Annotated in this window: 11 protein-coding genes; all 11 read left to right on the top strand. The window is 55.1% G+C overall.

Translation table 11 applies throughout. From position 1 onward, the window contains the following. Positions 1-43: 43 nt before the first annotated feature. Positions 44-2,167 carry a BglG family transcription antiterminator gene (locus ACLD72_RS18635; protein WP_411001631.1) on the top strand — a complete coding sequence of 708 codons (2,124 nt, stop codon included), beginning with the start codon at positions 44-46 and terminating at the stop codon, positions 2,165-2,167. Between the two features lie 43 nt (positions 2,168-2,210). Further along, positions 2,211-2,642 carry a PTS sugar transporter subunit IIA gene (locus tag ACLD72_RS18630; RefSeq protein ID WP_240752015.1) on the top strand — a complete coding sequence of 144 codons (432 nt, stop codon included), beginning with the start codon at positions 2,211-2,213 and terminating at the stop codon, positions 2,640-2,642. Positions 2,643-2,644: 2 nt separating this feature from the next. After that, the gene (locus ACLD72_RS18625) at positions 2,645-3,802 is read left to right on the top strand and encodes a mannitol-1-phosphate 5-dehydrogenase (RefSeq protein ID WP_411001632.1); all 1,158 of its coding nucleotides are present in this window, start codon (positions 2,645-2,647) and stop codon (positions 3,800-3,802) included. Positions 3,803-4,340: 538 nt separating this feature from the next. Then, positions 4,341-5,408, top strand: a complete 1,068-nt coding sequence (locus ACLD72_RS18620; protein ID WP_411001599.1) for an AI-2E family transporter — start codon at positions 4,341-4,343, stop codon at positions 5,406-5,408. Positions 5,409-6,150: 742 nt separating this feature from the next. Then, positions 6,151-8,775: an alanine--tRNA ligase gene (gene alaS, locus ACLD72_RS18615; RefSeq protein WP_411001600.1), complete on the top strand. Its 2,625-nt coding sequence runs from the start codon at positions 6,151-6,153 to the stop codon at positions 8,773-8,775. A gap of 132 nt (positions 8,776-8,907) precedes the next feature. Further along, complete coding sequence (locus ACLD72_RS18610) at positions 8,908-9,168, top strand: IreB family regulatory phosphoprotein (protein ID WP_036620680.1); 261 nt, start codon at positions 8,908-8,910, stop codon at positions 9,166-9,168. A gap of 223 nt (positions 9,169-9,391) precedes the next feature. After that, a complete protein-coding gene (gene ruvX / locus ACLD72_RS18605; protein ID WP_411001601.1) occupies positions 9,392-9,808 on the top strand; it encodes a Holliday junction resolvase RuvX in 417 nt (138 codons plus the stop codon). 13 nt (positions 9,809-9,821) lie between these two features. After that, on the top strand, positions 9,822-10,139 hold the full coding sequence (locus ACLD72_RS18600) for a DUF1292 domain-containing protein (protein WP_251592665.1): 318 nt from the start codon (positions 9,822-9,824) through the stop codon (positions 10,137-10,139). Further along, positions 10,132-10,434 carry a DUF1292 domain-containing protein gene (locus ACLD72_RS18595; protein ID WP_251592663.1) on the top strand — a complete coding sequence of 101 codons (303 nt, stop codon included), beginning with the start codon at positions 10,132-10,134 and terminating at the stop codon, positions 10,432-10,434. Before ACLD72_RS18600 ends, ACLD72_RS18595 begins: the two co-directional genes overlap by 8 nt. Before the next feature lie 95 nt (positions 10,435-10,529). After that, positions 10,530-11,585, top strand: a complete 1,056-nt coding sequence (gene mltG / locus ACLD72_RS18590; protein WP_411001602.1) for an endolytic transglycosylase MltG — start codon at positions 10,530-10,532, stop codon at positions 11,583-11,585. 13 nt (positions 11,586-11,598) lie between these two features. Then, positions 11,599-12,534, top strand: coding sequence for a peptidase U32 family protein (locus ACLD72_RS18585; protein ID WP_411001603.1), 936 nt, complete (start codon positions 11,599-11,601; stop codon positions 12,532-12,534). Positions 12,535-12,890: the final 356 nt, after the last annotated feature.

Below are 12,890 nucleotides of genomic sequence, written 5' to 3'. Positions count from 1 at the left end.
TTTTGTGTCTGTTTTTCTGAGGGGGGGAGTTCTAGTGAGGAAAATGACCGCCCGGCAAAAGCAGATTTTTTTGCTTCTGCTCGGGCGGAAAACGGGCATGACCGCCGCCGAGATCGCTGCCGATATCGGGGTAAGCGTCAGGACGGTGCACCGGGAAATGGACGAAATCGAGAAAAGCCTCGCCTATTTCGGCCTGATGCTGTACCGCAAATCCGGCACGGGCATTTCCGTTTGGAGCGATACCCCGGGTGAAGACGAACAGGAACGCCTGAAGGAAGCGCGCCGGCTGCTGCTCGAGGGCAGCCCCGGCGATTACTCCGGAGAAGAGCGGAAGATTATGCTGATCTGCCGTCTGCTGGATGAACATGAGCCATGCAAGCTGTTTACGCTGGCTCATGATTTGAAAGTGACAGCGGCTACCGTAAGCAGCGATCTCGATGAGGTCGAGCCGTGGATTCGCCGCTTCGGGCAGGAACTGGTTCGCCGGAGAGGGTACGGGGTGGAAATCGTTGGAGGGGAGATTGGCAAAAGGGCCGCTATTTGCCAATTAGCTTCCGATCATTTGGACTACTCCGATCTGATCGGCGGTTCATCCGAACGAAGGTGGTCGGCGGCCATTGTTCACTTGTTGGACGCGGCGGGTTCGCAGCATCTGATGACCGTGGAAAATACGCTGTGGCAAATGAACTGGGACTGGACCGAGCACTTGTCCGAAAAGGCCTACACACAGCTGCTGATCAACCTGGCCGTAACCGTAAACCGCATTAGGGCGGGACGGCGCGTGTCCGGTGCAGATCAGGGAATGTCGTCCCTGGGAGGAAGCGATGAACAGCCGGGAGAAGGCGAAACGGAACGTTTTGCCGCACTGTTGGGCGAGAAGCTGGAGCTGTGGTTTCCGCCGGAAGAGGCCCGATATATGTGCCGCCTGTTCCATCAGGCCAAGGATGCTTCGCCGGAATTGGTACAGGCGGACATGGAGCTGGTGGACATCGTGTCCCGGCTGACGGACAATGTGGTGAAGCGGACCGGCATCCCGTTTCAGGAGGACCGTCTGCTCCGCAGCGGCTTGCTCGAGCATATGGGCCCGGCGTTCAAACGGATCCGCGAAGGGGCAAGAATCCGCAACCCGCTGCTCGGCGCAATCCGCAAAGATTACGAGGATTTGTTCTACATCGTGCGGGAAGCGATGAACGAAAGCGGCGCGAGCTTGGAGGTGCCCGACGAAGAAATCGGTTTTCTGGTCATGCACTTCGGCGCGTCGGTAGAACGCCTGAATCAGCTGGGCCGAAACGTCCGGGCCATTCTTGTCTGCTCCAGCGGGCTCAGCTCTTCCAAGCTGCTGGCTACGCGGCTGGCCAAGGAAATGCCGCAGATCGAAGTGATGGGGAACGTGTCCTGGTATGAAGCCAAACGCCTGCCGGAGGAAGATTACGATTTGATCATCTCCACGATTGATCTGCCGCTTCCGTCCGATCGGTACGTTAGGCTCAGTCCTTTGCTGACGGACGAGGACAGCGACCGGCTGCTCCACTTTGTGCAAAATACGACGCTCAAAACGAGGAAAAATGCTCCGCACAAAGATCCGGCCAAAACGAGGGCGTACGACCGGCTGCGCAGCCTAAGCTCCATGCTGGATGAAATCATCCTTTTGCTGAATCAGTTCGTGGTGGGAGAAATGGATAACGCGGGTTATTCCCTGCGCGAGACGGTTTTGGCGGCACTCAAAGAGATAAACGCTACTTTTCCGGAGAGCGCCGCCGTCTCTCCCGGAACCGGAGCATTCCGGGAGCTGCCGGAAAACATCAGCGCGATGTCCGATATTGACGCCGTCGCCGACCGCCTGCTGGAACGCGAAAAAATGGCCAGTCAAGTCATTCCCGGCACCTCGCTCGCGTTATTCCATACCCGTACACGGTTTGTGAACTATCGTTCGCTGGCTTTGTTCCGGATGGCGGAGCCCGTGGTGCTGGACGGAGATACCCGAATAAGCGCCATCCTGTTTATGCTGGCCCCGCGGGAGCTGCCTAGGGAAACCCTGGAGGTGCTTAGCGAAATCAGCGCCCTGCTGCTCAAGCCGGAGTTGATCGAGCTGCTCGAAACCGGGGAGCGCGCGGATATCCGCGATTTTTTGGCGGCGGAACTGTTGCAGTATGTTGAGAACTATTGATAGGAATTGGTAGGATATTAGTGGAAAAGGAGAGAAAATAAATATGAAAATGCTGTCTAAAGAAAAAATTATCCTGAACGGTAAGGCCAAAGACAAATACGAAGCCATCCGCATGGCCGGCAAGCTGCTGGTTGACGCCGGCCATGTCGCCCCGGAATACGTCGATAAAATGCTGGAGCGCGAAGAGATCGTTTCTACTTACATGGGCGGCGGCTTGGCCATCCCGCACGGGACAAAGGAAGCGAAAAACCTGATTTTCTCCACAGGGCTGTCGGTCGTCCGTTTTCCGGAAGGCGTCGATTTCGGCGGCGATGAGCCGGCGTTTATCGTGATCGGCATCGCCGCGGCCGGCGGCGACCATATGGAGGTGCTGACCAACGTGGCCATGATCTTCACCGAAGAATCGAACTTGGAACGCATCATGAACGCCGCAACCGAAGAAGAAATTGCCGATATCCTCGAAGGGGGCATGTAATGATGAAGGCAGTCCATTTTGGCGCAGGCAATATCGGAAGAGGATTTATCGGGCTGCTGTTGTCCCGTTCGGGTTACGAGGTTTGCTTTGTTGACGTAAATGACCGCGTCGTTTCCGAATTGAAACGGCGCGGGGAATACCCCGTCATCCTCGCCAGCGAACAACGCGAGACGCTGAGTGTTACGGGCGTCACCGCCCTGAACAGCATGAGCGAGCCGGAGCAAGCGGCGCGGGCGATCGCGGAATCGGATCTGGTGACGACGGCGGTGGGCGTTTCGATCCTGAAGCATATCGCCGGAACGATTGCCGAAGGCCTCAAGCTGCGCAAACAGGGCAAACCTGAGGCGAAGCTTCACGTCATCGCCTGCGAAAACGCCATTGGCGGCAGCTCCCAGTTGAAGGAGCACGTGTATGCGCTGCTCGATGAAGAGATGCGCCGCTGGGCGGATCAAACGGTCGCATTTCCGGACGCGGCGGTGGACCGGATCGTTCCGCTGCAGCAGCACGAAGATCCGCTTCAGGTCGTCGTGGAGCCTTTTTACGAATGGGCGGTGGATCAATCGCAAATGTTCGCAGGCTTCCATAAAGTCGAGGGCGTGCATTATGTGGACCGGCTGGAGCCGTATATCGAACGAAAGCTGTTTACCGTTAACACAGGGCACTGCTCCGCGGCCTACATCGGCCAATTGCAAGGTTACGCTACTATACAGGAAGCGATGAAAGATGAAAAAGTAGACGGACATGTCCGTTCTGTGCTGGCCGAGTCGGGAGCGGTGCTTATAGCCAAGCACGGCTTCAAGGAAGCGGAGCATCAGGCCTACATAGACACGACGCTTCAGCGCTTTGCCAATCCGGCGCTGACCGATGAAGTGTCGCGCGTCGGCCGCTCGCCGATCCGCAAGCTGTCCCCCGGCGACCGGCTCGTCTCCCCGGCGACGCAAGCTAATGAGCGCGGGCTCGGGTATGAATACCTGGCGCGGACAATGGCGGCGGCGTTGTTCTTCACCGCGGCGGACGACGTGGAAGTAGAGGAGCTTCAGGCTCATCTGCGGGGGGCCGGGCCGGAGAGCACCCTTGCGAAGTACACGGGGCTTGGAGCGGACCACCCGATTGTTCAAGCCGCGCTGCGCCATTACGAGGAGCTGAGTAAGGCTCGCTAATTGATGAGGCTAAAGGGACCGCCGGAACAAATTCCTCCGGCGGTCTTTCTTAACCTCTTAGAATTTATAAAATTTTCGGGCATGGGCATAGTAGAGGGCGAAGCGCAGGTGGAGAGGGGAGGAGAAGAGGGGCCTGGGGGCTAAGGGACACCAGAGCCGTTATTTGAGGGAAAACGGGGGTTTGCAAAATGTAACGGACACAGATGACGTTATTTACCTCAAAACGTCCTGGATGAACGGGTTTAGAGCGAAATAGGGTCGCCTGTGTCCGTTAGGCTGGGAAATACCCGGGAAATGGGCGGTTAAGGTCGCTGGTGTCCGTTAGAGTAACGTCCAACGTAGAAGTCGGAGCCATTTGGGCGAAACGGACTGCACTTTTGCATCTCGCTGGATTTGGCATAGTTGGCCATAGATGGCATAGTTAGCATAGCCTTGGATTAGCCTGGATTAGCCAGAACCCAAAGCACATACGATTATTTTTCCCTCCGCTGGCAAATAATGAACTGTAGCCAATCCGCTTTCCAAGGAGGAATCGCGCATGAATCCGATCTTCAACAGCAAGGCATTCCGCTATGGGGTTTGGCTGCTGCTCGGGCTGCTGATTTTGTACTTCATTTGGCTGCTTCGCCCGATGTTTGCGCTGGTCTACGGTTTTCTCAAAGCGGTGCTTGCCCCGTTCGTGATCGCCATCATCATCTCCTACGTCCTAAATCCGGTCGTTCGCATGCTCGGCGGGCGCAAAGTGCCGCGAACGATCGCGGTGCTGCTGATCTATGCGGTGTTTCTGACCGCGCTTTCGGTCATTTTGATGAACGTCATCCCGATGTTCGTGGAGCAGCTGGAAGAGCTGGGGGAGCATTTGCCGGAATTGACCATTCATACGCAGCAGATGATGAGCAACTGGGATAATGGCCTTCTGCCGGGCAGCGTCCGCATGGGGATGAACAACTGGTTTTTTCAGTTCGAGAACAGGCTGGCGAGTGCGATTTCCCGTTTCCTGGACAATATCGGGGCTACGATCGGGGTCGTTTTTAACGCGTTTATCATCCCTTTTCTCATTTTCTACATGCTGAAGGACATTGAGCTGATCGAACGGCTCGTGCTGCGATATCTTCCGCGTTCGCGCCGCAAATCGCTTATCACGCTGCTGAGGGAAATCGACCAGGCACTCGGCAATTACATTCGGGGGCAGTTGCTCGTTTGCGTCATTATCGGCGTGCTGGCTTACATCGGGTACATGTTGATCGGGATGCCGTTTGCTCTGCTGCTCGCCGGGGTTGTCGCCGTCTGTAATATCATTCCTTATCTGGGGCCTTTTCTCGGCGCCGCCCCGGCGCTTGTCATGGCTTCCACGATTTCCTGGAAAATGGTGCTGTTCGTGCTGCTCGTCAACATGCTTTGCCAAACGATCGAAAGCAACGTCATTTCGCCGCAGGTGGTCGGCCGCAGTTTGCATTTGCACCCGATGCTGATCATTTTCGCGCTGCTGGTCGGCGGGGAGATCGCCGGGGTTCCGGGGCTGATTTTGGCCGTGCCGCTGTTCGCCGTGGTGAAGGTGATCATTCAGCATTTTTTCAGCTACTATGTACGGCGCAAGGCGATGTGAAGGGATTCCGGTGCCGGAGGGGAGTTGGCCGGATTCCCCACAATACCGCCCAGTGTTAGCGCATCGGTGCCATCCAGTGTAAAGGTGCATTGACAGCGCGTTTTTCGCCTTATATACTAAAAATAATATGTTTGAAATAAGATGAAAACGTTGATGAAATGGAGTACGTTCGAATCGCGGATTTATCAGAGAAGGGTTCCTTCGCTTCAGGCCGGGCGTTAACGCCCCCTTGAAAAAGCGTCGGCTGAGAGAACCCGAAATATCGCGCGGACGGAAAGCTGATTTCGGAGTGTGAGTCCAAATTCACCGGCGAGGTCCCCGTTACCGGACCAATGAGGCGATCGCTATACGGTGTGCCGGTCTTCGGACGGCGGCGGAAGCGATAACCAGGGTGGTACCGCGATTTAATCGTCCCTGAATTTCAGGGGCGTTTTTTTGTTGTTCCGCGAGGAGTTACGAGCCGGTGCTGAATAGCGGAAAAAATAGGCCTTATCTCGCGGATTCCCCGGTCAAGCCGTAAATAGAGGACTTTTTTGGCGTTATTTTCGGGCGGGAGCAGCAAATGGGCACGTTTCCTTAAGGTGCTGACGGAATAACGCCTAAAATTACCGCTATCTTCGGTAAAACAGGCCAAGTCCCCAAAATAACGTCCCCCAATGCCGTTATTTTTGCCGGTGATCGCGGGGATTCAATTAAGGGCGCCGCACTTTATTTGTATATGAACTCTAGGAGGTTAAAAACTATGAAAGCAAGTGAAATCCGTTCCAAATGGCTGGAGTTTTTCGCCGGCAAAGGCCACAAAATCGAACCGAGCGCCTCGCTCGTTCCGCATAACGACCCGTCGCTGCTGTGGATCAACGCTGGTATGGCGCCGCTGAAGCCGTATTTTGACGGCCGGGTGAAGCCGGAAAATCCGCGTCTGGCCAACTCGCAAAAATGCATCCGTACGAATGATATCGAAAACGTCGGCAAAACGCGGCGGCACCATACGTTTTTTGAGATGCTGGGCAACTTCTCCATTGGCGACTATTTCAAGGAAGAAGCGATTACCTGGGCCTGGGAATTTCTGACCGGTCCCCAGTGGATCGGCTTCGATCCGGAGCGCTTATCGGTAACTGTCTATCCCGAAGATGAAGAAGCGTACAAGCTGTGGAACGAGAAGATTGGCATCCCGGCGGAGCGGATCGTCAAGCTGGAAGACAACTTCTGGGATATCGGCGAAGGTCCTTGCGGACCGTGTACCGAAATTTTCTACGACCGCGGGGACGCTTACGGCGCTCTGTCCGATCCGGAAATGTATCCGGGGGGCGAGAACGAACGTTTTCTGGAAGTCTGGAACCTGGTGTTCTCGCAATTCAACCATAACAAAGACGGCAGCTACACGCCGCTGCCCAACAAAAACATCGATACCGGCGCAGGGTTGGAACGGTTTGCTTCCATTTTGCAAAACGTGGACTCCAACTTCGACACCGATCTGTTCCAGCCGATTATCGCCAAGACGGCGGCAATGGCTGGAATCCAATACAAGGCAGCCGAAGACAGCGACGTTGCGCTCAAAGTGATCGCCGACCACATCCGTACAGTCGCTTTCGCCGTGGCCGACGGCGTGCTGCCGTCCAATGAAGGGCGCGGTTACGTCATCCGCCGCTTGCTGCGCCGGGCCGTGCGCTACGGCAAGCTGATCGGGATGGACAAACCGTTCATGTTTGGCCTGGTGGAAACTGTCGGGGAAATTATGGGCAGCTATTATCCGGACATCGTGACGAAACGGGAGTTTATCGAGAAAGTCGTTCATGCCGAAGAGGAGCGCTTTCACGAAACGCTCAGCGAAGGACTGGCAATTTTGGCCGAAATCAGCGCCGATGCGAAAGCGGCCGGCCGCACGTTCATCGGCGGGGCGGATGCGTTTAAACTGTACGATACCTACGGCTTCCCGCTTGATTTGACCGAAGACTTTGCGGCGGAGCAAGGCCTTGGCGTCGATCGTGAAGGTTTTGAAGCCGCAATGGAGGAGCAGCGAGAGCGCGCCCGGTCGGCCCGGCACGATAGCGGCAGCATGAAGGTACAGGGCGGCGTGTTGGCGGATTTTACGACTAAAACAGAGTTCGTTGGATATAATGAGCTTGAAGTAAACACCACTATCGTGGCAATTATCGCGGACGAAACGTTCGTCGACACGCTCGCCTCCGGCAAGACGGGGCAGATCATTTTGGAAGTTACGCCTTTTTACGCGGAAAGCGGCGGCCAGGTGAGCGACCAGGGGATCATCCGCGGCGAGTCGGGCAACGCCAAAGTGGATGGCTTGTTCAAAGCGCCGCACGGCCAGCATGTGCATCAGGTGACGGTGGAATCCGGCGAGCTGCGGGTCGGCATGAGCGTAACTGCGGCGGTCGACAAGGAGCAGCGGGCCCATACGGTCAAAAACCATACGGCCACCCACCTGCTCCACAAAGCTTTGAAGGAAACGCTGGGCGAACACGTCAACCAAGCGGGCTCGCTCGTCGAGCCGCAGCGTCTGCGTTTTGACTTCTCCCATCTCGGCAGCATTTCGCCGGAGGAGTTGACTGAAATCGAACGTCGCGTCAACGAGCAGATCTGGAAGGCGTTGCCGGTCAGCACGCTGCTCAAACCGATCGACGAAGCGAAAGCGATGGGCGCCATGGCGCTGTTCGGCGAGAAATACGGCGACATCGTCCGCGTTGTGAAGGTCGGCGACTACAGCCTGGAGCTGTGCGGCGGCTGCCACGTGAACAACTCGGCCGAAATCGGCCTGTTCAAGATCGTCAGCGAAAGCGGCATCGGTTCCGGCGTGCGCCGGATCGAGGCGGTGACCGGACGCGGCGCTTACTTGTTCCTGGATGGCCAGCTGGACCTGCTGAATCAAGCGGCCGGCCTGCTTAAAGCGAACGTAAGCGACGTGCCGAAACGGATCGAGGGTCTGTATCAACAATTGAAGGAGCTAAGCCGGGAAAACGAGTCGCTGCAGAGCAAACTCAGCGCCATCGAAGCCGGTGAACTGACCAGCAAAGTTGTCAGCGTAGGCGATACCCGCCTGCTCGCTGCCAAGGTGCAAGCCGGCAGCATGGAGGCGCTGCGCGGTCTGGCCGACGAGCTGAAGGCCAAGCTCCCCGATGCCGTGCTCGTGCTGGGCGCGCCAATGGAGGACAAGGTGAATTTTGTCGTAGCCGTGCCGAAGGATGCTGTAGAACGCGGACTTCACGCCGGTAAGCTTGTCAAGGAAATTGCGGCGGTTTGCGGCGGCGGCGGCGGCGGCCGGCCGGACATGGCCCAAGCCGGAGGGAAGGATGCCGGCAAGCTGGACGAAGCCTTGAAGCTGGCTGAGCAACTGATCGCATCTCAAGGCTGAAACCGGCGATAAAAATTTGACGGGGACTGCCGAAAATTTCCTTAAGGAACCCATGATATGGTATAGTATGATTAGGCTAAGAGGAAGCCGGCTGCGATCATATAGGGATGTCTGAAGAAGCGAGGTGTCATCATGGACTCCATGGATAAAACCGTCAAGTTTAACGTCAAGGGCGATGAGCAGGAGGCGTCAGCCAAGGAAATTCTATTAACGGTATACGAAGCCCTGCAGGAGAAAGAATACAACCCGGTCAACCAGATCGTCGGTTACTTGCTGTCGGGGGATCCTGCGTATATACCGCGGCATAACAACGCGCGAAGCTTGGTGCGCAAGAAAGAGCGCGATGAATTAATTGAAGAGTTGGTTCGGTACTACATGGCCGGCCACCGTTAAAGTTCAAAAAGCCGACTTTTGATCACGAAGCAGGACAAGAAGGGGATTCGGCGTCGAATCTTGAATTCAGCCGGGCCAAGCCATTTTCTCCGAAAACGTTCAGCTCCGCTGCTCAGTCCTAGCTTCATCCGACCTAAAGCGTTTTGAAAAACGCACTTCGGAAGCATACGCTTCGGTGTTGAAAAGCCGACTTTTTTGAACACGTATTTTAAAGGAGCAACGCATGAGAATTATGGGTCTGGATTACGGGGACCGCCGGATCGGGGTGGCCGTCAGCGATGCGTTCGGTTGGACCGCCCAAGGCGTGGAAGTGATCGAACGCCGCAAGGAAGGCGGAGAATTCGACCGGATCGCGGAGCTGGCGCAGCAGCATGAAGTGGAAGAGATCGTAGTTGGGCTTCCCAAGAACATGAACGGCTCGATCGGTCCCCGTGGAGAAATATGCAAGGCTTTTGCCGACGACCTGCGGAGCAGGCTGAATCTGCCCGTTCATCTTTGGGATGAGCGGCTAACGACCGTCTCGGCGCAGCGGACGCTGCTCGAGGCGGACGTCAGCAGAAAGAAACGCAAAGGGGTCGTGGACAAAATGGCCGCCAGTTTGATTTTACAAAATTATTTAGACTCTAAGAGTAAATTGTGAGGAGGACCCGCTCATGTCTAAAGATCGTATCGGTAATGAAGAAGAGCCGGAAATTATTTATATTCCCGATGAAGAGGGAAATGAAGAAGAATTCGAAGTGATTATGAAATTCGAAGTTGACGGTTCCGACAATAAGTATATGATGGTCGTTCCTCTGGATTCCGATCAAAACGAGGATGAAGAGGGCGAAGAGGTATACGCATTCCGTTACGAGGAAGACGGCGATGATCTGAAGCTGTACACGATTGAAAGCGACGAAGAATGGGAGATCGTGGAAGAGACGTTCAACACGCTGATCGACGAGTTCGACGGAGAAGATGATCATGACTGAGTACACGGCGGATCAAGTCGTTTGGACTTCGCGCGTGCGCGACGCCTACGGCCCGGTTGTGGAACTGGAGGATGAGTCCGGCAAAGCGGCCTACTACAAGGTCGAACGGGAGTTTGACGTGGCCGGGGCGGCCTACGCTGTCCTGCTGCCGGAACAAGCCGGCCGGGACGATGAACCGGAGATTTTTAAAATCGTGGAAGCGGCGGGCGGATCTTTGGAGCTCATTACCATCGACAACGACGATGAGTGGGAGAACGTATCCGAGCTTTATGATGAATTGACGTTCCCGGAATGAAACGTAAAACCAGGTTCTAAGCACGAAGCGGATAAGAACGGTCTGGGAAGAGCGGGTTAACAACCGCTCTTTTTGGCTGTAAAGGAGTTGAGCGATTGAAAAAGGCGCTAAAATGGCTGAGCATATTGATCGTGCTCGCGATTGCCGCGGCAGGTGCTGCGGGTGCTTACGTATATACGGGCATGCAGCCTGTCAAGGCGTCGGAACAGGCCATTAAAATAACGATCGAGCCCGGAACGGGCACCGGTAAAATTGCGGATTTGCTGGAGAAGCAGGGACTTATTAAAAATTCATTATTATTCCGGTCCTACTTGAAATGGAAGTCCGAAGGCAGTCACTTTCAAGCAGGGGTTTATGAATTCAAGCCGGGGGCGACGTATGACGAAATCATTGCCAGACTGAACAGCGGCGATGTCGTGAAAACGGAAATGGTCCGGTTTACCATCCCCGAAGGGTTTACGGTCAAGCAAATGGCCGATAAGCTGAGCGAAGAGGGCACCGTCGACAAGGATGTTTTTTTAAAGGTGGCGGGAGATGCTTCCGGGCTGGACAGTGAATTGCTGAAGGAAATTCCGCAAAACGACAAATTGACCTATCGGCTGGAAGGATATCTGTTCCCGGAAACCTATGAGCTGAAAAAAGGCAGCACCGAGCGGGATATCGCTGAGCGTATGCTTCAGGAAATGGAGAAAAGGTTAAACGAAATTCCGGACTTCCGGCAAAAATTGGAGCAGCGCGGGCTGAGCTTAAACGAGCTGATGACGGTAGCCTCGCTGGTGGAGCGGGAAGTCGTCGTTGACGAGGAGCGGAGCATCGTGGCCGGCGTCATCTACAATCGGCTTGCGCAGCATATGAAGCTGGAGATCGACGCAACGGTGCAGTACGTGCTGGACAAACCGAAGGAGCGGCTGCTGAATTCCGATTTACGCAGCGTGGACAGCCCTTATAACACTTATCTTTACGAAGGTTTGCCGCCCGGCCCGATCGCGGCGCCGAGCCTTAAATCGATTGAGGCGGCGCTGGCGCCGACGGCTTCGGAATATCTTTTTTATGTGACGAAAAAAGACGGAAGCGGCGAGCATCTATTTGCCAAAACGTACGCGGAGCATTTGAAAAACATCGAGACTAGCAAGGCTATGGCCGAAAAATAAGGGTGGTAACTGTATGACGAAAAAACCGGAGCTGCTCGTTCCCGCGGGATCGCTGAAGGAGCTGGAGCGTTATTTGGCGGCCGGAGCGGATGCGGCTATGATTGGTGAAGCCAAATACGGCATGCGGCTTCCCGGCGATTTTTCGCCGGACGAAATTGCCGCGGCTGTTCGCCTTGGACATGAGCGGGGAGCCAAAATCTACGTAAGCGTGAATAACCTGATGTCGAACGAACTGCTGGAGGATTTGCCCGATTACGTGAAGCGGTTGGCCGATTGCGGTGCCGACGGGGTGGAGTTCGGCGATCCGGCGGTGCTGCAGACGGTGCGCGAAGTTGCGCCCGAGTTGGGGCTGCATTGGAACGCGGAAATGACTTCGACGAATTATGCGACCGCCAATTATTGGGGGTCCAAAGGCGCATCACGGGTCGTTTTGGCGCGCGAGCTGAATATGGACGAGATTACGGGCATGCACCCTTCGCTGCAGATTGAAGCAGAGGTGCAGGTGCACGGGATGACTAATATTTACCATTCGAAACGCCGGCTGGTGCAGAGCTATATGAGTCATCAGGGACGCCCGGTGGATCCGGGCAGCGACCTGGGCCCCAGGCGCGGGTTGTTTCTGATTGAAGCCGAACGCCCTGAGGAGAGGTTCCCGATCTATGAAGACCGGAACGGAACGCATATCATGAGCTCGGACGATATTTGCATTCTGGAGGACCTGCATGTGCTGATGGGGGCGGGCATCGACAGCTTTAAGATCGAAACGCTGCTGAAGCCGGCGGCTTATAACGAGGTGGTCATTTCCGCGTATCGCCAGGCGATCGAGGCTTATTTCCGCGACCCGGACGGCTACGAATTCGACGAGTCCTGGATTGAGGCCATCCGCCGCGTTCAGGACCCTGAGCGCGAGCTGTCCTTTGGCTTTTTCTATAAAGAGCAGGTGTATTGAGAGGAAGTTGCTTGATAGCCGGCTGCTAAAACGATGAAGCGTTTGCCTCGAAAATAGTGGAACTTTATGTATTTATTATCCGGTGCCTGACATGTTCAGTCCAAATAGAGGAATTTTTTGTCCTTATTTTGCTAAGACTGGTCTGGAACGTGGGCATTTCCTTTTGATCGGCTAAAATAGCGACATAGTTTTCCTCTATTTCTCTCAAGTGGGCGGATATCGCCGGAATAACGACATTTATTGTTCTTATGTTTTCGCTGGAGTTCTCATGATTTTTTGATCAAGCTATGTTTCTGGTTTTGAGCCATCGATAGTACGGTACACGAAGCATGCTTCAACTTCTAACGAACTGGAAA

This window comes from Paenibacillus lacisediminis (genome assembly GCF_046567315.2).
Note: the sequence above shows the minus strand (reverse complement) of the source record. Positions and strands in the feature narration are given on the sequence as shown.

Bases quoted from the DNA above. Each gene is read 5' to 3' on its own strand.
- ACLD72_RS18630 (WP_240752015.1), top strand. From the start codon at position 2,211: ATGAAAATGCTGTCTAAAGAAAAAATTATCCTGAACGGTAAGGCCAAA.
- ACLD72_RS18635 (WP_411001631.1), top strand. From the start codon at position 44: ATGACCGCCCGGCAAAAGCAGATTTTTTTGCTTCTGCTCGGGCGGAAA.
- ruvX (WP_411001601.1), top strand. From the start codon at position 9,392: ATGAGAATTATGGGTCTGGATTACGGGGACCGCCGGATCGGGGTGGCC.
- ACLD72_RS18610 (WP_036620680.1), top strand. From the start codon at position 8,908: ATGGACTCCATGGATAAAACCGTCAAGTTTAACGTCAAGGGCGATGAG.
- ACLD72_RS18595 (WP_251592663.1), top strand. From the start codon at position 10,132: ATGACTGAGTACACGGCGGATCAAGTCGTTTGGACTTCGCGCGTGCGC.
- ACLD72_RS18600 (WP_251592665.1), top strand. From the start codon at position 9,822: ATGTCTAAAGATCGTATCGGTAATGAAGAAGAGCCGGAAATTATTTAT.
- ACLD72_RS18625 (WP_411001632.1), top strand. From the start codon at position 2,645: ATGAAGGCAGTCCATTTTGGCGCAGGCAATATCGGAAGAGGATTTATC.
- ACLD72_RS18585 (WP_411001603.1), top strand. From the start codon at position 11,599: ATGACGAAAAAACCGGAGCTGCTCGTTCCCGCGGGATCGCTGAAGGAG.
- alaS (WP_411001600.1), top strand. From the start codon at position 6,151: ATGAAAGCAAGTGAAATCCGTTCCAAATGGCTGGAGTTTTTCGCCGGC.
- ACLD72_RS18620 (WP_411001599.1), top strand. From the start codon at position 4,341: ATGAATCCGATCTTCAACAGCAAGGCATTCCGCTATGGGGTTTGGCTG.